Source organism: Vreelandella sp. ssv (assembly GCF_059448525.1).
Map to the genome: position 1 here is coordinate 2442438 of NZ_CM182545.1, position 22318 is coordinate 2464755.

At 53.7% G+C, this 22318-nt stretch carries 18 protein-coding genes; 4 read left to right on the forward strand and 14 right to left on the reverse strand.

Annotated features, from left to right (window positions below; all coding sequences use genetic code 11):
• Positions 1-14 precede the first annotated feature (14 nt).
• Positions 15-911, forward strand: a complete 897-nt coding sequence (locus AC5TBW_RS11240) for an SMP-30/gluconolactonase/LRE family protein (protein ID WP_495508659.1) — start codon at positions 15-17, stop codon at positions 909-911.
• Between the two features lie 97 nt (positions 912-1008).
• Here the strand turns inward: AC5TBW_RS11240 and AC5TBW_RS11245 are convergent, their stop codons facing one another.
• The 4 genes from AC5TBW_RS11245 to zwf form a co-directional block, all read right to left on the reverse strand.
• A complete protein-coding gene (locus AC5TBW_RS11245; RefSeq protein WP_495508660.1) occupies positions 1009-2604 on the reverse strand; it encodes a solute:sodium symporter family transporter in 1596 nt (531 codons plus the stop codon).
• 258 nt (positions 2605-2862) lie between these two features.
• A complete protein-coding gene (locus tag AC5TBW_RS11250) occupies positions 2863-3525 on the reverse strand; it encodes a bifunctional 4-hydroxy-2-oxoglutarate aldolase/2-dehydro-3-deoxy-phosphogluconate aldolase (RefSeq protein WP_495508661.1) in 663 nt (220 codons plus the stop codon).
• 72 nt (positions 3526-3597) lie between these two features.
• A complete protein-coding gene (gene pgl / locus AC5TBW_RS11255) occupies positions 3598-4263 on the reverse strand; it encodes a 6-phosphogluconolactonase (RefSeq protein ID WP_495508662.1) in 666 nt (221 codons plus the stop codon).
• Between the two features lies 1 nt (position 4264).
• A complete protein-coding gene (zwf, locus tag AC5TBW_RS11260) occupies positions 4265-5770 on the reverse strand; it encodes a glucose-6-phosphate dehydrogenase (protein ID WP_495508663.1) in 1506 nt (501 codons plus the stop codon).
• Between the two features lie 289 nt (positions 5771-6059).
• On the opposite strand from zwf, the gene AC5TBW_RS11265 reads away from it, so the two are divergent.
• A complete protein-coding gene (locus AC5TBW_RS11265) occupies positions 6060-7550 on the forward strand; it encodes a TrkH family potassium uptake protein (protein ID WP_495508664.1) in 1491 nt (496 codons plus the stop codon).
• Here the strand turns inward: AC5TBW_RS11265 and AC5TBW_RS11270 are convergent.
• From AC5TBW_RS11270 to kdpF, 6 genes are read right to left on the reverse strand one after another with little or no spacing between them, the layout of a single operon-like run.
• On the reverse strand, positions 7547-8269 hold the full coding sequence (locus tag AC5TBW_RS11270) for a response regulator (protein ID WP_495508665.1): 723 nt from the start codon (positions 8267-8269) through the stop codon (positions 7547-7549). The two genes, AC5TBW_RS11265 and AC5TBW_RS11270, sit on opposite strands and share 4 nt — an antisense overlap.
• The gene (locus AC5TBW_RS11275) at positions 8259-10946 is read right to left on the reverse strand and encodes an ATP-binding protein (RefSeq protein ID WP_495508666.1); all 2688 of its coding nucleotides are present in this window, start codon (positions 10944-10946) and stop codon (positions 8259-8261) included. The genes AC5TBW_RS11270 and AC5TBW_RS11275 overlap by 11 nt, the downstream gene beginning before the upstream one ends.
• 4 nt (positions 10947-10950) lie before the next feature.
• A complete protein-coding gene (gene kdpC / locus AC5TBW_RS11280; protein ID WP_495508667.1) occupies positions 10951-11610 on the reverse strand; it encodes a potassium-transporting ATPase subunit KdpC in 660 nt (219 codons plus the stop codon).
• 10 nt (positions 11611-11620) lie between these two features.
• Positions 11621-13657: a potassium-transporting ATPase subunit KdpB gene (gene kdpB, locus AC5TBW_RS11285; protein WP_495508668.1), complete on the reverse strand. Its 2037-nt coding sequence runs from the start codon at positions 13655-13657 to the stop codon at positions 11621-11623.
• 10 nt (positions 13658-13667) lie between these two features.
• Positions 13668-15359: a potassium-transporting ATPase subunit KdpA gene (gene kdpA, locus AC5TBW_RS11290; protein WP_495508669.1), complete on the reverse strand. Its 1692-nt coding sequence runs from the start codon at positions 15357-15359 to the stop codon at positions 13668-13670.
• A 9-nt stretch (positions 15360-15368) separates the two neighbouring features.
• Positions 15369-15449, reverse strand: coding sequence for a K(+)-transporting ATPase subunit F (kdpF, locus tag AC5TBW_RS11295; protein WP_495511955.1), 81 nt, complete (start codon positions 15447-15449; stop codon positions 15369-15371).
• A gap of 206 nt (positions 15450-15655) precedes the next feature.
• Here kdpF and trkA point away from each other — a divergent pair, with 206 nt between their 5' ends.
• Positions 15656-17029, forward strand: a complete 1374-nt coding sequence (gene trkA / locus AC5TBW_RS11300; protein ID WP_495508670.1) for a Trk system potassium transporter TrkA — start codon at positions 15656-15658, stop codon at positions 17027-17029.
• Between the two features lie 56 nt (positions 17030-17085).
• Here trkA and AC5TBW_RS11305 read toward each other — a convergent pair whose 3' ends face one another.
• The 4 genes from AC5TBW_RS11305 to AC5TBW_RS11320 all read right to left on the reverse strand — a co-directional run bounded on the left by AC5TBW_RS11305 (position 17086) and on the right by AC5TBW_RS11320 (position 20686).
• The gene (locus tag AC5TBW_RS11305; RefSeq protein WP_495508671.1) at positions 17086-17820 is read right to left on the reverse strand and encodes an anti-sigma factor; all 735 of its coding nucleotides are present in this window, start codon (positions 17818-17820) and stop codon (positions 17086-17088) included.
• On the reverse strand, positions 17817-18371 hold the full coding sequence (locus AC5TBW_RS11310) for a sigma-70 family RNA polymerase sigma factor (RefSeq protein WP_495511956.1): 555 nt from the start codon (positions 18369-18371) through the stop codon (positions 17817-17819). Before AC5TBW_RS11310 ends, AC5TBW_RS11305 begins: the two co-directional genes overlap by 4 nt.
• Before the next feature lie 107 nt (positions 18372-18478).
• Positions 18479-19000, reverse strand: a complete 522-nt coding sequence (locus tag AC5TBW_RS11315; protein ID WP_495508672.1) for a DUF3455 domain-containing protein — start codon at positions 18998-19000, stop codon at positions 18479-18481.
• Between the two features lie 186 nt (positions 19001-19186).
• Positions 19187-20686 (reverse strand): carbohydrate porin, encoded by a 1500-nt coding sequence (locus AC5TBW_RS11320; RefSeq protein ID WP_495508673.1) that lies wholly within the window; start codon positions 20684-20686, stop codon positions 19187-19189.
• Between the two features lie 567 nt (positions 20687-21253).
• On the opposite strand from AC5TBW_RS11320, the gene AC5TBW_RS11325 reads away from it, so the two are divergent.
• A complete protein-coding gene (locus AC5TBW_RS11325; RefSeq protein ID WP_495508674.1) occupies positions 21254-22303 on the forward strand; it encodes a LacI family DNA-binding transcriptional regulator in 1050 nt (349 codons plus the stop codon).
• Positions 22304-22318 lie beyond the last annotated feature (15 nt).

Below are 22318 nucleotides of genomic sequence, written 5' to 3' on the forward strand. Positions count from 1 at the left end.
GAGAACAAACAACAATGAATACAGACATCAGCGCTGCAACGTGGCAGGCCAAATTAGCGGTCGATTGCCGCTGCACCTTGGGTGAAGGCCCGCAGTGGGACGCCATACATCAGCGCCTTTATTGGTGCGATATTCTTGAAAAGCAGCTGCACTGGCTATCCCCCGCCAGCGGGGAAAGCGGCCATTATCAGCTTGACCACAGGGTATCGCTTGCCGCGCCACTTGAAGAAGGTGGCCTGCTGCTAGTCGGTGAGGATCGCCTAAGCCACTTCGACCCCACCAGTGGCAGTGTGGAAAAATTTTGCGATTTCGAAGCTGACAATCCCATTACTCGTAGCAATGATGCTCGCGTGGATCGTCATGGCAGCCTATGGCTTTCCAGTATGGGGAAATCCGCCGAGCAAGGCGCTGGCAGTCTCTACCGCTTACACCGCGGCAAGCTTACCCAACTGCGCTCAGGCCTGACGATTCCCAATGCTATCTGTTTCTCTGAGGATGGCCAGTTTGCCTGGTTTACCGACACCGTCACAGGCGTCGTGATGCGCTGGGCACTGGATAACGACGGCTGGCCCACTGGTGACCCCCAGCCCTGGGCCGACTTCTCCTCTACTCTGGGTAATCCCGATGGCGCGGTAGTCGATAGCGAAGGCTGTCTTTGGCTGGCCCTATGGGGAGCTGGACAGGTCGTGCGTTTAAATCACGATGGCGAAATTATGGGTCGCGTTGAGCTGCCGGTTAGCCAGCCCTCTTGCCCGGCGTTTGCAGGCCCTGATCTGAAAACGCTGTATATCACCACGGCACAAGAGGGATTCAGTGCTGAGCAGCTAGCTCAGCAACCTACTGCAGGCTCGCTTTATGTAGCCGAACTCGGTATCGCTGGGCTAGCTGAACCGCCACTGCGCCTCACTTAACATCATCAGTGAGCTACCTAAACCACAAGGCCCCGCTAGTTAATGCTAGCGGGGCCTTGTGGTTACGAATTCACCTCCTGGTCATTCTAGGTGGCCATTAGCCAGCGAAGCTTATATACATAACGATAACCAATACTACCAGCACGACACCGGCGGGAACGGCGCCTTTCCAGGGTGTTAGATCCACATCGCCACTGTACTCCTGAACCCAATCCGTTTGACGCGGGCGAAGCTTGCCGATCATCAGCATCACGACGACCAGCAACACAAAAACCAACGCCACAAAGTGGAATTCGTGCATGATCTGGGGCAGCAGCGTAAAGGGCGGCACAAAGTAACCGGCAGCAATCAATAAACAGCCGCCCACTAGGGCAATTTTAGCCGCCATGGGCGGAACACGTTTGGTCAGCAGACCAACCAGCACCACGGCCAGAATTGGAATAAAGTAGATCGCGTTCATCTTCTGCAAGTAGCCAAACAGACTCTCCTGACCGGCCAGCAGCGGCGCGATAATCATTGTGATGATGGCCATGATCCAGCCAAACACCTTACCCGATTTAACCACCTGTGCTTCAGTAGCCTCTTTGTTGAGCACTCCTTTATAGATGCCCAGGCTGAAAATCGTGGTGGTGCTGTTAAGCGCCGAGTTAAACGACGACAGAATCGCCCCCACCATCACCGCGGCAAAGAACCCGGTTAGATAGGGCGGTAAGACATTAAACACCAAGTGGCCGTAGGCTTCATCAGCGCGCACGCCCTGATCGGCATAAAGGTGATAAGCAATAATACCGGGTAACACGAGGTAGAGCGGTCCAAGCAGTTTGAAAAGACCGGTCAGTAGAACGCCCTTCTGGCCTTCGGCAAGGTTTTTGGCTGCAAAAGTACGCTGAATAATTTGCTGGTTAGTGCTCCAATAGAACAGGTTAATCAGGAAAACGCCGGTAAACAGCGTAAAGAACGGTACCTGCTGATCAGCACCGCCAATCGAATTAAGCTTTTCTGGGTCGCTTTCTTTAAGGATGCTCCAACCTTCCATAATACCCGTGCCGCCACTCACGGCCTGCAGGCCGAAGTAGACAATCACAAAACCACCAATCAGCAGCCCGACGCCGTTCAGCGTATCCGAGACAGCAACCGTACGTAGCCCGCCAAACAAGGCATATACCGCGCCGATAATGCCAACGATCCACACCGTTAACCATAGCAACGTAGTGGAAGACTCAATGCCGGTTAAGCCCGGCAAATCAAGCATTCCCTGCAAACCTATGGCGCCCGAATAGAGAATAATCGGCAGCAGAATTACCGCGTAGGCAATCAGGAAAATAATATTGGTGATTAGTTGAGTGGTTTTATCAAAACGTATTTCGAGTAACTGTGGCAACGTGGCAATGCCACTTTTCAAAAATCGCGGCAGGAAAAACAGCGCCAGCGCTACCAGCGCAATAACCGCCACCACTTCCCAGGCCATTACACTTAAACCATCGGCAAAGGCTGCCCCGTTCAACCCTACCATTTGCTCGGTAGAAAGGTTGGTCATCAGCAACGAGCCGGCAATCAATGGAAAGGTTAGCGTGCGGCCTGCCAGAAAGTAGCCGCTGGTGCTTGAGTGATCATCTCTGCGGGTGATACGCCAAGTGATAAAGGCGACAAGTCCTGTAAAGAACAGGAAGGACGCCAGGGTCAACGCGTGCATATTGACTCACCTCATTATCATTACAAGTGGCACGCACGTTTCGATATGCGCGGATTAAAATGTCAGACATATTATTCGGTCATTTTAGATGAGCTGAATATATTCCCGTTATACATCTTTGGTCTTATACGCTATTTCAAATCGCCAATAGGATGCGCTAAGCGCATAAAAAAGCCCCAGTAATGTTCTTAAACATGGCGTTTAAAAACATAAACCAGGGCGATGGCCAGCGCTGCTATAGATACACAGCGGTCTTACTTAATGATGAAAACGCTCGGCTGCTTGGCGTGCAAGCTCACGAATACCGTCCCAATCTTCCGCTTCCACCATGGCTTTAGGTGTCAACCAGGAACCACCGACACACATGACGTTAGGTAATGACAAGTAGTCATCGGCGTTATCCACGGTGATACCGCCGGTCGGACAGAAACGTGCTTCAGGAATCGGCGCACCAAACGCTTTGATCGCTTTAGCGCCGCCGCTAGATTCTGCCGGGAAGAACTTAAAGCGGCGATAGCCGTACTGCCAACCGGTCATTAGTTCAGAAATGGTCGAAACACCCGGCAGCATCGGCACTGGGCTTTCAACGCCATAGCGATAAAGCGCATCCGTTGCCCCAGGCGTCACAATGAAATCAGCACCAACCTGCTCGGCCTGGCGATACTGGGCCGGGGTCAAAACCGTGCCCACGCCAATGCTGGCACCGGGCAAGGCTTCACGCATACGTTTAACCGCTTCCAGGGCACAATCAGTACGCAGGGTGATTTCCAGTACGGTTAGTCCCCCTTCCACTAAAGCGCGACCCAGCGGTACGGCATCTTCTAAACGCTCAATCGTGATGACAGGAATCACTTCGGCTTTTAAGCAGATGCTATCAAGCTCGGCGGTACGTGTAGACGGTAACTGTTTATCGATAGTCATTAGTGAGTCTCCAAGCAAATTATTATTGGCTAAAGCGGCTAACTCATATGAGCCGACGCTTAAGGGCTGGCCTTAAGGCGCCCAGTAAATTGCCAATGGGCAGGTTAAAAAGACGCGAATCGGCAGTTGACGCACATCATCACCGCTTAGTGCCTTGGCCAATACGGCGCGCTTATCGTCGCCGGTAATATGTAGAAAATGACGGCGCGCTTGATGTAAGCGATCCGCGGAGAAGGTAATACGCGGCTGAGGCTGACTAGGCGTGCGCACAGCGACTAGCGGTTCACCAGTCGCGAGTGCCAGGGTCAGTTCGGGGCTATCGGGAAACAGCGATGCCGTGTGGCCATCGCCGCCCATACCCAGAATGACCACACTAGCAGGCCACGCCAATCTGTCCGTTTGTTTTGCAACATCCTCCACACCCTCTTCGGGAGTTGCCGCATCGGAAGTTAACGGTATAAAAGTGGCCGCCGCCGCTTCGCCTTGAAGGAGATGCTCACGCACCAGCCTGGCGTTACTATCGCTGCCCTGCTCATCTACCCAGCGCTCGTCGGCAAGCGTTACATCGATGCGTTCCCAGGGCAGCGGCTTTCCTGCCAGCGCCTTAAAAAAAGGCACTGGTGTCGATCCACCTGAAACCACTAGCAGCACACGCTCCTGGTGGTTCAAGTCATCATGCAGCGCCTGAAAAACGGCTTCGGCAAGCTGCTCGGCCAGCTGTTGGCGTGCTTGGTTCATATTAATAATCCTCGTACCAACTGCGGCCATCCTGGGTAATCATGGCGATAGAGGCGACCGGACCCCAAGAGCCCGCCGGATAACGGCGCGGAGGGATATCGCGTTTTTTCCAACCATCGATCAATTGATCGCACCAGCGCCAGGCGTGTTCGATTTCATCGCGACGAACGAACAGATACTGCTGCCCTTTCATCACTTCGAGCAGCAAGCGTTCGTAAGCATCGGGAATCCGCGATTTGGGAAAGGCACTATTGAAGTCCAAGTGCAGCGGGCCGGGCCGTAGCCGCATGCCTTTGTCCAGGCCGCTATCTTTGGTCAATACTTGCAGGGCGATGCCTTCTTCCGGCTGCAGACGAATAATCAGTTTATTCGAAGCAATGCCGCGCTGATCAGGATCAAAGATGTAGTGCGGCTGCTGGCGGAAGTGGATCACAATCTGCGAAAGCTTTTCCGGCATCCGTTTGCCGGTGCGCAGATAGAACGGCACTCCTGCCCAGCGCCAGTTGGAAACCTCGGTTTTCATCGCCACAAAGGTTTCGGTCTGGCTCTGGGTGTTGGCACCCTCTTCTTCTAAATAGCCAGGTACCGGCTGACCATCGCTAGTGCCCGCAATGTACTGACCGCGGACCACATCCCTGCCTAACGCTTCGCCCACAAAGGGTTTAAGTGCTTTAAGCACCTTTACCTTTTCGTCACGAATGGCATCAGCATCCAGGTTCGAAGGCGGGTCCATAGCAATCAGGCACAGCAGTTGAAGCAGATGGTTTTGCACCATATCGCGCAACTGCCCTGCCTCATCGAAGTAGCCCCAGCGCCCCTCAATACCCACTTTTTCAGCAACCGTAATCTCCACGTGGGAGATGTTGTTCTGATTCCACTGGGTACCAAACAACGGATTGGCAAAACGCAGTGCGATCAAATTCTGGACAGTCTCTTTGCCCAAATAGTGGTCGATGCGATAAATCCGCGATTCCGGAAATACCTCGCCAATGGCGTCGTTAATTTCGACCGAAGAGTGCAGGTCGTAGCCAATGGGTTTTTCAACGACCACGCGTGACTCATCGTCCAGACTTTCGCTGGCCTGAAGGTGGCGGCAAATATCACCGTATATGCGTGCGCCAACGGAAAGGTACACCACCATCGGACGGGGAGACCCTTTACGCCATTGGCGAATAGCGTCGTAACCTTCGACACTTGAAAAATCGAGTTTTAAGTAATCCAGCCGGGCGAGAAAACGCTCAAGGCTTTGCTTATCCTGTTCGCCGCTTTTTAACCGTTTTTGCAGCGCTTCATTTACCATTTTTCGAAATGACGCTGCATCGTGCTCTTGGCGAGCCAGTCCCATAATGCGCGTGCTTTCGGGCATCAAGCCTTCACGATCAAGATGGTATAAGGCAGGAAACAGCTTGCGCATGGCAAGATCACCCAGCGCCCCAAACAGCGCTAAATCGATAGCATGATTTGGATCACCCAGCGGTGCACCTTGGGAAGCATTGGACTGGCTCATCGTTGCTCCTATTTATAATTAGACATCTAATGTAGTTAGATTACCTAAAATTTACCGTATAGAGGGCATTATACGCAACAATTCGTGTAATTTTACTACAAAATATGCGCTGAGTGACTATCAGCCACCTAAGACACCTACTCTACCCCTATAAAGCGCGAATTTGGCTAGTGGTAGTCGCGTCTTCACACGATTAATTCTTTAATCGGTCGGCTTTTTTACAGACTTTTTATGGAAGCGCATGTTCTCCTAGCGCATGCTTAAGAATACTAAATTGCGAGCTGGGTATATGACACCTTTTACACCGTGGTTTCATCGCAGCAGGGATACGTATCGACACTGGGCGCCTGTTTTTAAAATCATTTCAGTCCTATGGGTCGTGCTAGCGCTGTTCATGCTGGTGCCGCTAATAGTACTGCTCATTGAGAATGACCCTGACGCGCTTGCTTTTGGCATTTCTGTGCTGATAGTGATTAGTGCTGCCGTCATAACATGGCTACTCACTTACCGGGCACCGCTGGAACTCAAACCATGGCAAATGTTTATTCTTACCGCTGCCAGCTGGGTCACCATTAGCGGCTTTGCCAGCCTTCCGCTAATACTTGGCGCGCCCCAGTTAACGTTTACCAATGCGGTATTTGAATCGGTCTCAGCGATTACCACCACGGGTTCTACCATCCTGGTGGGCATTGAGCACTTTTCCGACGGCTTAAAGCTATGGCGGGGATTGATGCAGTGGATGGGCGGCATCGGCATTATCGTCATGGGCATTGCGATCTTGCCGTTCCTTAAAGTCGGCGGCATGCGGCTGTTTCATACCGAGTCTTCTGACTGGTCGGATAAAGTGATGCCACGCACTGGCGGCATCGCTAAAGCGACGCTAACGATTTATGTCACCCTAACCCTCGTTGCGATTGGTAGTTATTGGTTCGGTGGCATGACGCTGCTGGACGCCACCGTCCATGGCATGACTTCGCTCTCTACCGGCGGCTTTGCTAATTCCGATGCCTCCTTTGGCGCCTATAGCGAGCAACCATGGTTACTCTGGTTGGCCAGTTTTTTTATGCTGAGCGGCGCGCTACCGTTTGTGCTTTATATCCGATTTTTACGCACATCACGCGATGCGCTATGGAAAGATCAGCAGGTACGTGGGCTTTTAAAACTGCTGCTGGCTGCCGTTTTGGTACTCAGTGCTTGGCGGGTCATTCAAGGGGACAACTGGTTTGAGTCGCTTACCAACGTCACTTTTAACGTCATTTCAGTGGTAACGACCACCGGTTACGCTTCTGATGATTACACTCAGTGGGGAGCACTGCCGGTGGTTGCCTTTTTCTATCTGACCTTTGTAGGCGGCTGCAGCGGCTCGACCAGCGGCGGGATGAAAATTTTTCGGTTTCAGATTGCTACCTTAATGCTGCTCAACCAGCTGCGCTATCTGATCCACGCTAATGGCGTGTTTACCACCCGCTATAATGGACAGCTCGTCACTAGTGATATTTCACGCAGCGTAGTGGCGTTCTCATTCTTCTTCTTTATCACCATTGCCGCCCTGGCGCTGAGCCTTTCAGCCCTGGGATTGGATTTAGTCACCGCGCTTTCCGGCGCCGCCACGGCGGTTACAAATGTGGGCCCCGGCCTTGGCGATATCATTGGCCCTGCGGGCAACTTTGCTCCCCTGCCGGATGCTGCAAAGTGGCTGTTGTGTGCCGGAATGCTGATGGGCCGTCTAGAAATACTCACCGTGGTGGTGCTGCTAACCCCGATGTTCTGGCGACGTTAAACGCCTGGATTCGTGGCAGCCTCTACCAATAAACGATACCCAACACCTGCCTCGGTTTGTAACAAAGCAGGTGTTTGCGGGTCGTCCCCCAGTTTCTGTCTTAAGCGGCTAACAACGATACGTAAGTAGTGAGTGTCATGCACATGTGTGGGGCCCCACACTTCTTTTAGCAACTGGGTTTGTGTCATTACCCGACCGGCATAGCGGCAGAGACGCTCGACTACGGCATACTCTTTACGAGTCAAGTGCACTTCTTCATTACGAAGCGTGACGCGGCGCAAGGCTAAGTCGATAACGAGCTCTTTACTGATGTAGTAGTTTGAGCTCGTCTCCCCTCTTGCCTGCTGGGAACGACGCAGCACGGCTCGTACACGAGCGAGCATCTCCTGAATACCGAAAGGCTTTATGACATAGTCATTGGCACCGTTATCAAGCGCTAGGACCTTCTCTTCCTCCCGCTCTCGTACGGAGACAACGATTACCGGCACCGCGCTGTGTTCGCGAATGGCGCTCAGCACCTGCTGACCATCCTGGACGGGCAACCCCAGATCTAACAACACAACGTCAGGGGCTTGGGTATACACCGCCGCTAGCGCCTGCTCTCCATTCTCTGCTTCGATGACCTCATACCCCTGAGACGCTAAGCTGATGCGCAGAAAACGTCGTATTTGTAGCTCGTCGTCTACGATTAGGATTCGCCCGCTGTTCTCACTCTTCATCTATTCCTCGGGTTTCAGCGCCCAGCAAAGGCAGTGTAATGATAATGGAGGTGCCATGGCCGTTCTCGCCGATATCGGCCTTGATAGAACCGCCGTGCGCGCCAATCATGCCACGGCAAATAGCGAGACCTAAGCCGCTACCATGGGCACTACGATCGCCATCGCCGCCGCTGTAAAACATATCGAAGACCTGCTCACGCAGTTCGGCCGGTATGCCAGGGCCTTGGTCGGTGATGCTAATGACCAGCACTGACTGTCCTTCTTGGTGTGCTGTATGCGCTTTTATCAATAGCTCTCCGCCGGGTGGGGAGAATCGCTGTGCATTATCCAGTACGTTGACGATAGCTTGCTCCACCAGCGCAGGATGCACATATAAAAGCGGTAACGATGATGGCCATTGCTTGCGAACCACCACGTGCTTAAGCGACTGACCCAAACGCTTAATGGCGGAATTAATGACATCATCGAACGACACCCAGTCACGCTCAATTTTCAGCGTACCGTGGCCCAAGCGGGTCATATCAAGCAGGTTTTGGATGTAGCGATTGAGGCGTTCGCCCTCCGATAAAATTCCATCCAATAGCTCACGCTGATTGTCATCATTTAACTGCGGTTTAAGCTCGATCAGTGAGCTGGCGGCACCGATGATCGACGATAGCGGTGTGCGCAGATCATGAGATACCGAAGAGAGCAGCGCGGAACGCAACCGTTCATTCTCCTCAGAAACACGGGTAGTGTTTAATTCTGCCACTAAACGCGTTCTCTCCAGCGCCATACTCAGTTGCCGCGTAAGCGTATCAATTAATGACTCACTCTCCTGGGTAAGCATTGTCTGGCTGGCTGAGAGTTTTAGCGCCAGCATGCCGACTTTTTGCCCCTGCACCGTTAAAGGTAGTAAACGCCAGGCTTGCTTGCTCAGGGTCTGTGTACCGTGGCCACTCGCTTTTTCGTGTTGCCAGCTCCAGACTGCCGCTTGTTTTGCCTGCATATCCAATCGTTCTGACTCAGGCCAAGCGTATTCGATACGTACATCACTGGCGCTTTCTGCCGAGTCGATAAAAGCAATGGGTACCGCAAAGCAGCGCGCTAGTGTATCAACGCCAATTTTTGCCACATTCGCACTGTCGGTCGCCGTGGAGAGCTGTTCGGCGTAGCGCAGCAACAGCTGCGTTTGGTCCCGGCTGGCGCGTAACGCGACTAACCGCTGCCTTCCTCGCCCGGCTAACTGGCCGACCACCAGGGCCACCAGAAAGAAAAACACCACAGTAAGCAGTTGCCCCTGCTCTACCATGGCTAACGTCAACCGAGGCTCGGTGAAAAAGAAATTAAAGATCAGGAAGCCTACGACTGCGCTTAACATGGCCATGGTCGTGCCTGCCCATACCGCGCTAAACAGCACGGCCGATAGAAACACCAGCGACAAGTTAGCCAGCTCAAGCCAGGGTTCTAATAAGTGCGCGACGGCAAGCGCAGCGACAAGCGACATGCCGCTTACCAGTATTCGCGGTAGTGATAATGACAAAGACGGTAATCGCTTATGCAAACGGCGCCTTGTCCCCGTTTGCGCTACCACAACCACATCAAATGCATCCGCATGCGATAGAAGACGCTGAGCCAGCGAGCGCGTCCAAGGCCGCCAGCTGCGATGTGCCTGCCTGCCCACCACAATCGTTGTTGCATTGATTGAACGGGCATAGTTGAGGATTTCGGCCAGTTGGTTATGTCCTTGAAGACGAAAGGCTTCACCGCCTAGCCTAGCGACTAAGCTAAAGGCATGCTCAATGGCCAGTTGGTGTTCGGAGGATGCGCTGCCTTTATCAACGTAGACCGCTCGCCAAACCGCCAAGCGGCGCTCTGCCATGCGATGAGCCGAACGGATCAGGGTTAAATCGTCGTCACTACCGTCTAACACCACCAGTAAGTGTGGCCTTACCGGCCATGGGCCCTCTTTACCGCCAGCGCTCATCGCCACTTTAACGTCGGCATCAACGCGCTCCGCCATGGTCTGGATGGCAAGCTCACGCAGTGCGTTCAAATTCGATTCGTTGAAGTACCCTTCTATGGCAGCCCGAGCCTGCTCGGGAATATATACTTTGCCGCGCCTTAGCCGTTCCAGCAGTTCTTCTGGGGTTAAATCCACTAATGAGATATCGCGAGCGCGTGACAGCAACTCATCGGGTACTGTTTCCCGCATTCGAACGCCGGTGATCCGTACTACGTCGTCATTGAGGCTTTCAAGGTGCTGAATATTAACCGTTGTCCAAACATCAATGCCTGCGTCTAAAAGCTCTTCAATATCCTGATAACGGCGAGGATGACGGCTACCCGGGATATTCCTGTGAGCCAGTTCATCCACCAATAGAATGCTGGGGCGGCGCTCAAGCGCGGCGTCGAGATCAAATTCATAAAAGGTGCGTGCGTGATGTTCGATAGGTGCTAACGGTAAGCGCGTTAGCCCTTCGCAGAGAGCCTCAGTGTCCTCGCGGCCATGGGACTCAACCACGCCAATCACAATATCGTCCCCCTCTTCGGCGCGCTCACGGGCAGTGCGCAACATGGTATAGGTTTTGCCTACGCCAGGAGCGGCACCTAAAAATACACGCAAACAGCCGCGCGCCTCACGGCGCGCGGCTTGTAACAATGCATTGGGATCGGGGCGTTGATCCGCTGAATACATTTAGCTACTCCACAGGGGTGACGGACGACGCGGTTGTGGCTGCTGGAAAACGCTCATCCAAACTCACATTCAACCGCAATACATTGACCACGGGCGACCCCAGCCAGCCCGTGTTTTCAAGCGCTTGGCCGATCAGCTCAGTGACGCTAGCTTCGTCGATTCCACGCGCCTGCGCTACCCTTTCGACCTGTAATTCAGCGGCTGGCAATGAGATATGGGGGTCAATTCCTGACCCAGAGGCGGCGATTAAATCGATCGGAATTTGCTCTACGCTCACCCCTTCCCGCTGAGCGATGGCAGCCGCCTCTGCTTGGGCACGTTCGCGGAGCGCTTGATTGCTGGGGGCTAGATTCGAACCTGAGACGCCGCCCGCATCGTTACCCGCCGCTGACGGGCGGCCAATAAAGTACTCGTCGCTGACAAAGGTTTGTGACACTAGGCGTGAACCCACGACTTGCCCTGACGTGTCCCGGATCAAGCTGCCCTGGGCCTGTTCGGGAAATAGCCAGCCGCCTAAGGTGGTTGTGACAAAGGGGTATAACACTCCTAGCAACATCGCCATCACCGCCATAAAGCGAAGCGCGCTGCTCCAAGAGGCCTTATTTTGAAGTTCTGGCCCTTGTAGCTCTTGGTCCTGGTCCGTTATTGAATGTGGCATATTCATGTGGTCTCTCCTAAATGAATAGTGCAATGAGCATGTCGAACAGCTTGATGGCAGGGAACGGCAAAAGTAGGCCGCCAAGGCCATAGATCAGCAGATTACGGCGCAGCAGTTCCGTCGCCGAGGCCGCTTTCACCGACACACCGCGCAGAGCGAAGGGAATCAAGGCAGGAATAATCAATGCATTGAAAAGCACTGCTGCTAGCACAGCCGTCGTCGGCGAATGTAAGTTCAAGATGTCCAGCACGCCTAGCGCTGGAAAACTGGCCGCGAATAGCGCCGGCAGTATCACGAAGTACTTAGCAACATCGTTAGCGAGAGAGAACGTTGTCAGTGCGCCACGCGTTATCAGTAGCTGTTTACCAATTTCCACCGCGCTGATGAGCTTGCCGGGGTCGGAGTCCAAGTCGACCATATTGGCGGCTTCGCGGGCGGCCTGGGTGCCCGAATTCATTGCCAGGCCAAGATCGGCTTGGGCCAGTGCCGGTGCATCGTTGGTGCCATCACCCACCATCGCGACCAAGCGACCGTTAGCCTGCTCTTCACGAATTAACACCAACTTTCGTTCAGGTGTAGCTTCAGCAATGTAGTCATCCACCCCAGCTGTAGCGGCAATAGCCGAGGCGGTAATCGGGTTATCGCCCGTGATCATCACGGTTTTGATACCCATGGCGCGCAGCTCGGCAAACTTCTCGGCAATTCCGCTTTTAATCACATCAGACAGCGCTATCACACCCAACACATGTCTATCCTCCGCGACTGCAATAGGCGTTGCGCCATCCCGAGAGATTCGCTCTATCACTTGGTTATAGTCGCTGGGTATCTCACCCCCCTGAACTTTTACCCACTCAGCAATGGCATTAGGGGCACCTTTTCTGAGCTGTCGCCCATTGGTGAGATCGACGCCTGATAGCCTTGTTTCAGCGCTAAAGGCTTCGAAAGTAGCCCCTTCCGCCTCTTCACTTGACTGGGAATCAACCCCCTGCTCCTTTGCTAGCGCAATAATTGAGCGGCCTTCTGGGGTGGGGTCATTGAGTGAGGCGAGAAACGCCACGTCACGCACTCGCTGATGTGACACCTGTTGGCAGGTAGCGAACTCGGTAGCGCGCCGATCACCCAGGGTGATAGTGCCGGTTTTATCCAACAATAAGGTATCGATACTGCCTGCAATTTCGACGGCTTTACCCGATTTAGCGACCAGATTAGCGCGCATGGCACGCTCCATTCCCGCAATTCCAATGGCCGGTAACAAGCCGCCAATGGTGGTGGGGATCAAGCATACCAACAGCGCCACCAGCATAATCGGTGTTGTGTCGACTCCCACAAAAGCCGCCATGGGTACCAGCGTGACTACGACTATCAGAAATACCAACGTCAGCATCGCCAGCAGCACCGAAAGCGCCAGCTCAGTGGGCGTTTTCTGACGACTAGCCCCTTCAACCAGCGCAATCATCCTATCCAGCAGCGACTCGCCTGGGTTGGCACTGACCTCAATAATCAGCTGATCCGAAAGCACCTTGGTACCAGCGCTGACCCCGCTATTATCGGTACCCGCTTCACGCAGCACGGAAGCAGATTCGCCAGTCACCGCTGACTCGTTGATCGAGGCTGCACCTTCAACAATTTCACCATCTGCCGGGATGAGCTCACCCGCAACGACCTTAACTCGGTCTCCTTTGCGCAGAGAATCAGCCGTCACACTACTGATGGTGCCATCGGCATGGAGCTTAATGGCTTTTAACTGCCCTTTGGTTTGGCGTAGCGCACCTGCATGTGCCTTACCCCGCGACTCTGCTAATGACTCCGCCCCCGTTGCAAACAGCACGGTGGCGAGCAGCAGCAGAGCGATGGTGAGCGCAAAACCGCCATTTTCGCCTTGAGCAAAGGCGAAAGGCGTGAGCCCAAAGCACACCACCGTGCCAATGGCCACCACCGCCATGACTGGGTTACGCGCCAGTTGACGCGGTGCCAGCCCTTTAATTGCTCCGGCCGCTATCTGGCTGAAAGAGAGTGACTGCCGCGGCTGTTTAGCCCCTTCTGTATATGACATCTCGTTTCTCCTAGAAGCCTTGCACGACGGCTTCTGCAATAGGACCAAGCACAAGCACCGGTAAAAAGCCGAGTAAGTTAATAATCACAATGACGCCTGCGGTTAAGCCCATAAAGGCTGGGCTATCGATTGGTAGCGTGCCGCGGCCCGCCGGTGCTGTGCGCTTAACGGCTAGCCATCCAGCCACGGCTAGCGGAACCAGCATGGGCAAAAAACGACCAATAAACAGGGCTGTTACACAGGTCAGGTTCCACCACAAAGTGCCATCGCCCAGCCCCTCGAAGCCGGAGCCATTGTTGGCAAAGGCCGAGGTAAACTCGTAAAGCACTTGGGATAAACCGTGAAAACCAGGGTTTGAGATTTGCGCGGCACCGGGTAGCGCCACCGTCAGCGCGGTCAGCCCCAAAATGAGTAATGGCTGGGCAAGAATGGCGAGTGAAATCCAGCGTATTTCGCGCGTTTCTAACGGTTTTCCGAGCAGTTCTGGCGCCCTACCCACCATCAATGAGCCGACAAACGCCGCCAACATGAGATACAGAAAGAAGCCGATCAATCCCACACCAATGCCGCCAAACGTTACATTGACAAACATATCCATCAATAAAACCATGCCCCCAAAGGGGTTAAAGCTATCGTGCATGGCGTTGACTGAGCCGTTGGATGTTTGGGTTGTCCAACTCCCCCACAGTGCAGAAAGATCGGTGCCAAAACGTAGCTCCTTACCCTCTAAGTTCCCGGCAGTCTGGGCAAGCTCGGCGAGCGCTGGATTTGGCATTCGCTCTGAATAGACCACCAGCGATGTAGATATCAACGAGAACGCCAGCATCACGCAGCCAATGCCCACCATTAACCGGCGTCGCCCCGTCATCACGGCGATAGTAATTAGCAATGCGATGGGGATCAGCGTTAGTGAAGCGGTTTCAATCACATTCGCCAGAGGCGTGGGATTTTCAAGCGGCACACTTGAGTTGGGGCCATACCAGCCGCCGCCGTTCGTCCCTAATTGCTTAATCGCCACCATTGAGGCCACTGTCCCAACGGGTATGGACTGCACCTCTTCCACCTGTGGATCCAGCATATCTATCTGATGGGCAGCCTGATAACTGGCCGGCACGCCCTGCCATGTCAGCAGCAGTGCCACCACGACAGCTAGCGGGAGCAGCACACGTATCACCGTGCGTGTCAGATCGTAATAGTAGTTGCCTACGCCTTTTATCAGGCCACGTGGCTGAGTTATCAAAAGAGTTCTGGCTATCGCGATCAATACCGCCAGCCCTGTGGCAGGAGTTAGAAACTGCAGCGTCACGATGGCGAAAGTTTGGCTTAAATGGGAAAGCTGCGCTTGTCCTGAGTAGTGTTGCTGATTGGTATTGGTCGCAAACGACACGGCCGTATGCAGCGCCGTATCCCAGCGCATGCCTTCGATGCCATCGGGGTTTAAGGGCAAAACATCCTGAAACATGAAGACTAACCATGCCAACAGCACTAAACCGATATGCAGCTTCAAAATAGCCACCGCGTAGGCTTGCCATGTCATGGTTTGCTGGCTATTGATGCCCGCTAATCGATAAATAGGCTTCTCGATCACCCCAAAAATGTTGTCTATTTGGCCCGGTTGGACACTCAGTGCTTTGGCCATGTAGAGACCGAGGGGAACACTTAACAGGGCGACTAATGCGTAAATAGCGACCATATCGTTCATCACGATCTCCTAAAAACGCTCAGGGTGCAGAAGGGCGTAAAACAGGTACCCAGCCGTTGCCGTGGCGATAATCAACAGTACGATATTCATGGAAGTGCCTCCTTTTATGGGCACTTCGAGCTTAGTGAGATAGCGCGTAAAAATTCGATGCTGATTACGACGGTAGGCGTTAAAAATACGTAAAAATATAGCCTTAAATCGGATTCAGGATAGATACGAGTCAACGCCCTCTCGACAGCTTCCCCTTGAATAAGCGAACATCAAGATACCTTTAAGCCAAAGCGGCTGTGTCATTAATGAAGATCATCGTTCTCGGCGCCGGCCAGGTCGGCGGCACCTTGGCAGAACACCTCGCCCGCGAGGAAAACGACATCACCGTCGTTGATACCGATGCCAAAAAACTGCGCGATCTGCATACCAAACTCGATATCCGCACCGTCACCGGGGCGGGCTCCTACCCCATTGTGCTGCGCCAGGCAGGCTGCGAAGACGCCGATATGCTGATCGCCGTCACCAGCAGCGACGAAATCAACATGATCGCCTGCCAGGTCGCCCACACGCTGTTTCGCACCCCGACCAAGATTGCCCGGGTCCGCGCCACGGCGTACCTGACCCGCAAGGGGCTGTTCGCCCATGAAGCGATCCCCATTGATGTGCTGATCAGCCCCGAGCAGGTAGTGACCGATCATGTCCGCCGCCTGATCGAGCACCCTGGCGCCCTTCAGGTGCTGGAGTTTGCCGGTGGCCTGGTACAACTGGTGGCGGTCAAGGCATTCTATGGCGGACCGCTGGTAGGACAGGACCTGGCTTTTTTGCGTCGCCACATGCCCAACGTGGATACCCGCGTGGCGGCGATCTATCGCCGCAATCGACCGATTATCCCTCGCGGGGATACAGTGATTGAAGCTGACGATGAGGTCTTCTTCCTCGCCGCTCGCCGCGATATTCGTGCGGTCATGAGCGAGCTGCGCCGTGTCGAGCGGGACTTCCGTCGGGTGGTGATTGCCGGGGGCGGCAATATCGGCGAGCGGCTGGCGGAGCATCTGGAGCACAGCCATCAGGTCAAGATCATCGAGCACAACCTGGAGCGCTGCACCACGCTGTCGGAGCGGTTGGATCGCACCGTGGTGCTCCACGGCAGCGCCACCAGCAAGCGGCTGCTGGAAGAGGAGAACATCGAAGAGTGCGATATCTTCTGTGCGCTGACCAACGACGACGAGGTCAATATCATGTCGTCGCTGCTGGCCAAGCGTTTAGGGGCCAAGAAGGTACTGACGCTGATCAACAACGCCGCTTATGTGGATTTGGTGCAGGGTGGCGAGATCGATATCGCTATTTCGCCCCAGCAGGCGACGATTGGCAGCCTGCTGACTCACGTGCGGCGCGGCGATATTGTCAACGTTCACTCGCTGCGCCGGGGTGCCGCTGAAGCCATTGAAGCCATTGCCCACGGCGACAAGCAGTCGTCGAAAGTGGTGGGCCGCACCATCCGCGAGATCGACCTACCCGATGGCACGACGATTGGGGCGATTGTGCGCGGCAAAGAGGTCATTATCGCCCACGGCGATGTGAAGGTGGAAAGCGGCGACCACGTGATTCTGTTCGTAGTCGACAAACGCCGCATTCGCGATGTGGAGCGCTTATTCCAAGTCGGTCTATCGTTCTTTTAGCTGTATTCGCCATCCTTGGCGCAGACCCCGATACGGGTTGATTCTGACCTTGTACGCTAGATCTCAACCGCGCGACCAATAAACTCAATGGGGCCGGTGGGCAGGCCGGTGGCAGAACCGGTTTCATCTTCCAGCGTTAGCTCAAACAGCTGGTTATCCTCAAGCGGCGGCAACTGGTCTAAGCGCATCCGAATGGGTTGGCCTGGCTCCACCAAACCCAGCGATACCGGTGCCTGCCACTCATCCGCCTTGGTCCAGAACTCTAGCGCCTTACCTTCAGGCACTTCGAACGTTCCCAACGGAATAAGCTCTATTTCCTGCCGCGATGAAGCCTGGACTACCCAGCCCGCCGACTGTGTTTGTGGGGCAAGCAGAACTACCATGTACTCAGGGGTCGTCGGTTCAGTAACTTCATTTGCCAGCATTACGCCCATTATTAACGCCGCCGCCAGGCCAAACCCGGCAGCGCCACGCCAAAGTGGCAAGCTGTGTAGCATGCGCCAGGGCCTTGGGGGCAGAACAGAGGAACCAGTACGTTTAGCGGACGCTTCTCGTGCCTTTAAGCTGCGCTCAATACGTGGCCATAAATAATCGGAGGGCGCGACGGGGGTGGTGATAGCGGTATAAGGTAAAAAACGCTCCTCCCAGGCCATCACGGCTCTCTGCAGTTCAGGCTCATTGGGTAACCGAGCTTCCAGCGCTTTGCGCTGCTCTAACGACAGTGTGCCTAGCACGTATTCACCCGCCAAGGCATGGTCATCTTCGCGTTCGTGATCATTAAGGCGGGTCATGTCATACACTCCCGTAAGCGCAGTAAACTGCGTTTTATCCAGGCTTTAACGGTGCCGAGGGGCGCCCCTGTATGGGCAGCAATTTCCGCGTGACTAAGACCATCGACATAGGCATGGAGTACACAGTTACGCCGCTCGGGCTCAAGCGCTTCTAAACAGCTATCCATCCGCTGGCCGGTCTGCCAATCGAAGGCTTCTTCGACAACGGAAGCGTGCTGAAAATGTTCGTCATGATCTAATTCAGTGGGGGAATCGCTATCGAAGGTAATTTCACGGTCACGGTAACGAATAGCATTTAATGCCAAGTGACGCGCGACACTGAATATCCATGCTCGCGCAGACCCTTTGACAGGGTCGAAACTATCGGCGCGTTGCCAAATATTTAGGCAGGCATCGTGAACAATATCTTCCGCCATGCCACGATCCTTGACGATTCGTAATACCACACCTAAAAGCCTGGCACCTTCATGAACATAGAGTTGGTGCAAAGCGTCATGCTCGCCGCGGGCACATTTGGCCAATACAGCAGCATGATCAAATTCTGAAGACACGTCAGTCAAACCCTAGCTCCCTGGTGACGGCTCCGACGCCAGTCGTCGTATTCACAGACAGCATAGCCGCTAGGGACTCGGCAAACGAGTCCCTAGCAAGATTAGGCTTACTCAGCAGTCCAGAAGATGTAATCGGCTTGATAGGTAACAACGGCGGTAGCACCGTCGTGATCCATATCGCAAGCGACGCCAGGAGCGACACCGCCCTGAGTATTCAAGCGCTGAATATAGCTAACGCCCGTCATTGCGCCTTCGCCTTCAGCAGGGTTAGCTTCAACAAGCTGGAGCGGAATGTTGCCATCGCCATTGGCGGCTGTGGCTAGCTGGGTGCCGGTGATTTTAGAACCGTCCAGCGCTTCCCATGTTGCTGGCGGGCCATAATAGCTACCCACTTGGCTACCATCGCTACCATTAAGCGCAGCGTGTGGGCCTTTAAATACCCAACCCATATTGCCGTCGTCTTTGGTTTCACACATGTAGGTAATAGCGCCAACGCCAACCGTTTCGAGGGCGATGGTGTTGCCGTCCGGTACTTGGACATCCGCAGGCGTTTCGGCCAAAGCGGCATGACTGAAGGATGCAATCAGTGTGGCGGCCAAGGTAGCGCGCGTTAGATGATGAAGTGTCATTTCAGTCTCCTAAAAGGGTTGTTATCAGCTACCGTAAATGGCGGCTGTATAGTGAATACCCGCGAGACCCGTGATTGGATGCAGCCAATCAAAAATATTTTTGAATTGTCGCAATAAAAAGCCCGCGACGGATCGCGGGCAACGTGCACTGGAGAAGAAACGGTTACGTTAAAGAGCCTGTATCGTTTAGAACCACACTTCTGTTTGGACGCCGAAGGTCCATTGGCCACCGGTAAAGCCCTCGTTGCCAAGTGAGCTAGCGCCGTAATTATTAAGGTCGTCATCCCAATCGCTGAAAGTCGTGAACAGGCGAATCTCAGGGCGCTGCCAGAAGCCGCCGACTTCAGGCTTGAAGGTGGGCGCAATCGTGAACTTGCTGAAGCCGCCATCGACCGCATTGCGGCCGCTATAACCTTGGGGATCAAGATCCATCCACTGATAGCCCGCTTCGTACTGCATCTCAAAGTTCTGCGTTAACTCGTTAGCTAAGCGGACGTTAAAACCTGCCCAGTTGTACTTATCACCTTGGGCATAACGATCTTCGCTGGTTTCAGCCAAAATAGAGGGAGCGATACGCCACTGAGGGGCAATGTAAGTGGTGCCATAAACCGCCAAACGCGTGGCAGTCGCATCATCGGTTAGCTCGCCTCTCGAACCAAGGCTTTTGGTTTCGGCGCCCAGTCCTTGGCCATGCAGCACTGCCGCCTTGAAATTGCCCTCGCTCATGCCGAAGAAGCTATCACCATGATAAGCGATCATAGTATGGAAACCGGTATCGGCAGCGGTTTGGCCAACGTTAATATCGCGCTCGTCGTTGTCCGCAGCGGACATACCGTTGACCATCCACTGCCAGTTACCAAAGTAGTTGTTGGAAGTGAGGATCAAATTGTCAGTGTCTCCTTCCAGCCCCGGGTTCTCGCGGTCAACAATCGGATAGTCCGCAAAGCTACGACCATAAATCGAGAGGTTGGATTTCCAGTTATCCGCTAATTGCATGTCGTAAATACCGCCACCGGTACCCGCCAGGAAGATCACGTCACTGTCGAGCCAGTGAATATCGAAGTTATCACGATCAAAGCGTTTACCAGCCCAAATTGAGGCGTTTTCAAAGACTCCGGTAAAACTGGGAAGATCGCTGAATTCAGCAAACACCTGGCGCACGTTAAGATCGGACTCACCGCCGGTCCAGTCATTGCTTGAAGTGGTACCATCGGCAATCATGGTGCGATACAGGGCTTTGGCGCCATTATCGAACTGCATGCGGTAATTGAAAATCGCTTCGGCGTAGGTGTCAGGCTCATTGCCTAAACGGCCAACGGCGCCGCCTTCCCCACCCGCCGGTGTCAGGTAAGGTCCAGCGTTTTCACTTTTACCATCTTCGCCAATCAGCAGGCCCGACCGTGCATAAACGTTGAAAGAGAACCCCTCTTCACCATCGGCATACCGCTCGACCCGAGCTAACCGCTCTTCGATCTCAGTATCACTTTGGGGTTCTGTTTGAGACTGCTCGGCAATCGCGGCACGGCGCTCGGCGGCATCGGCGCGCTGTTCAGCAGCTTCAATGCGGGCTTCAAGCTCGGCAAAGCGTTGCTCCATGGACACCTGTGCTGTGGCAGTGCCACTGACCCCCAAGCTGGCAGCCGCTATGGCAATCGCTAGTGGCGTTTTAAATGTCATCTTATGCATTGTTTTGAGTACCCTATTGTTATTTGCAGGCGCTATTATTATCGTCGCATTCATCTGAATCGATTAAGCTTCTATCGCTAACACTTTCCTGACACAGCCTCTGTACAAGGGAGTAGCGGTCTAACTGGGCTACTTGCTGCAAGGCTGCTTCTCAAACTCGCTTGGTTGAAGCTGCTCACCCAACGGGAGGGTGATTAAGGAAAGATAGCCAAAACTTAATCGATTAAGTCAGCAATTCACAACCGCTGAGTATCAATTATCGACCAATGTCTAAGAGAAACTTAATAGGTACAGCTTATCAATGAATCAATGTGACACTGCAGATACCTCAGGCAGTGACTTGCTACCTCAAGGTGATTGAGGTCATATTCTTTATACTCTTATCAACCTCTGCCTATTCTTCCCTGCGCTTACACTGTTGGGAAAGCAGTCACAAGAAGGCATTGCACGTCGGTTTATAAGCCGACGACAGCCAGTTTTAATTAAACTTCGTGATACATTAATTTTGTACTTAACTTACTTATAAATAAAAGTTTATAACGTATGTGAGGCTGCCAAGGATGCATCGTGACTGAACATCGCAATATGACATTGAAGGATCTGGCTCAGGAACTCGGCGTCTCCACCGCGACCGTTTCCAATGCCTTTAATCGCCCAGATCAGCTATCCCCCGCCCTGCGGGAACGTATACTTAAAGAAGCAAAGCGACTGGGGTATAGCGGCCCTGATGCTAAAGCACGAATTCTGCGCACTGGACGCTCGAGAATCATTGCGGTGATCCTTGCAGAAAGTCTTACCTCCAGCTTAAACGACGCCGTGGCTAGTGAGTTCCTATCAGGAGTAGCCGAGGTACTAGATGCTCATGGACATACGCTTTTGCTACTTCCTGGTCGTGGCCATGCCTCTCAGCCACCTGGCGCTGCCAATATCGCCGATGGTTTTATCGTGTATGGGTTAATGCCCAATCGTAAGTTGCTTGATGAACTGCCCGTCCAGCGCACCTTGGTATCAGTGGATTTCGATATTGAAGGCTATCCAACGGTACATGTCGACAATACAGCGGCTAGCTACAAAATCGCCCAGCACGCACTTCGCGGGTCACCCAAGCGCCCTGCGATTATCAACCTACGTTTGACCAAAGAAACCTGCAACGGTCGCGTTCTGCCCGAACATACCCTGCTTCCCAATTCCAGCACCGTCAGCCGGGCACGACTAGAAGGCTTCCATAACGCACTAAAAGAGCATGGCGTGACCTCTGAACAGGTACCACTGTGGAATATAGAAGAAAACACTTTTGAAGTGTGTTCGACAGTCATTGCCGAAATTCTGGATCAGCCTGGAGAACAACGCCCTGACTTACTGCTGTGCATGTCAGACCGTATTGCTTTGACAGCTCTCACGCTTGCCGAACAGCGAGGCATTAAGGTACCAGAAGAACTCCGTATCACGGGCTTCGATGGCATTGCCGAGGGGCAATACCGTACACCGCGTTTAACCACGATTCGCCAGGATAACGCTGGCAAAGGGCGGATAGCAGCGCAAATGATCTTGGGCCGTACCGCGTTTGCCCAACAGTTGCTCAAAATGGAGCTACTGTTGGGCGATACCTGCCCTTAAGCTTTACCTAATCAG

What these genes read in the sequence shown, in the direction of transcription:
- AC5TBW_RS11240 (WP_495508659.1), top strand. Translation starts at nt 15, where the DNA reads ATGAATACAGACATCAGCGCTGCAACGTGGCAGGCCAAATTAGCGGTC.
- AC5TBW_RS11245 (WP_495508660.1), bottom strand. Translation starts at nt 2,604, where the DNA reads ATGCACGCGTTGACCCTGGCGTCCTTCCTGTTCTTTACAGGACTTGTC.
- AC5TBW_RS11250 (WP_495508661.1), bottom strand. Translation starts at nt 3,525, where the DNA reads ATGACTATCGATAAACAGTTACCGTCTACACGTACCGCCGAGCTTGAT.
- pgl (WP_495508662.1), bottom strand. Translation starts at nt 4,263, where the DNA reads ATGAACCAAGCACGCCAACAGCTGGCCGAGCAGCTTGCCGAAGCCGTT.
- zwf (WP_495508663.1), bottom strand. Translation starts at nt 5,770, where the DNA reads ATGAGCCAGTCCAATGCTTCCCAAGGTGCACCGCTGGGTGATCCAAAT.
- AC5TBW_RS11265 (WP_495508664.1), top strand. Translation starts at nt 6,060, where the DNA reads ATGACACCTTTTACACCGTGGTTTCATCGCAGCAGGGATACGTATCGA.
- AC5TBW_RS11270 (WP_495508665.1), bottom strand. Translation starts at nt 8,269, where the DNA reads ATGAAGAGTGAGAACAGCGGGCGAATCCTAATCGTAGACGACGAGCTA.
- AC5TBW_RS11275 (WP_495508666.1), bottom strand. Translation starts at nt 10,946, where the DNA reads ATGTATTCAGCGGATCAACGCCCCGATCCCAATGCATTGTTACAAGCC.
- kdpC (WP_495508667.1), bottom strand. Translation starts at nt 11,610, where the DNA reads ATGAATATGCCACATTCAATAACGGACCAGGACCAAGAGCTACAAGGG.
- kdpB (WP_495508668.1), bottom strand. Translation starts at nt 13,657, where the DNA reads ATGTCATATACAGAAGGGGCTAAACAGCCGCGGCAGTCACTCTCTTTC.
- kdpA (WP_495508669.1), bottom strand. Translation starts at nt 15,359, where the DNA reads ATGAACGATATGGTCGCTATTTACGCATTAGTCGCCCTGTTAAGTGTT.
- kdpF (WP_495511955.1), bottom strand. Translation starts at nt 15,449, where the DNA reads ATGAATATCGTACTGTTGATTATCGCCACGGCAACGGCTGGGTACCTG.
- trkA (WP_495508670.1), top strand. Translation starts at nt 15,656, where the DNA reads ATGAAGATCATCGTTCTCGGCGCCGGCCAGGTCGGCGGCACCTTGGCA.
- AC5TBW_RS11305 (WP_495508671.1), bottom strand. Translation starts at nt 17,820, where the DNA reads ATGACCCGCCTTAATGATCACGAACGCGAAGATGACCATGCCTTGGCG.
- AC5TBW_RS11315 (WP_495508672.1), bottom strand. Translation starts at nt 19,000, where the DNA reads ATGACACTTCATCATCTAACGCGCGCTACCTTGGCCGCCACACTGATT.
- AC5TBW_RS11320 (WP_495508673.1), bottom strand. Translation starts at nt 20,686, where the DNA reads ATGCATAAGATGACATTTAAAACGCCACTAGCGATTGCCATAGCGGCT.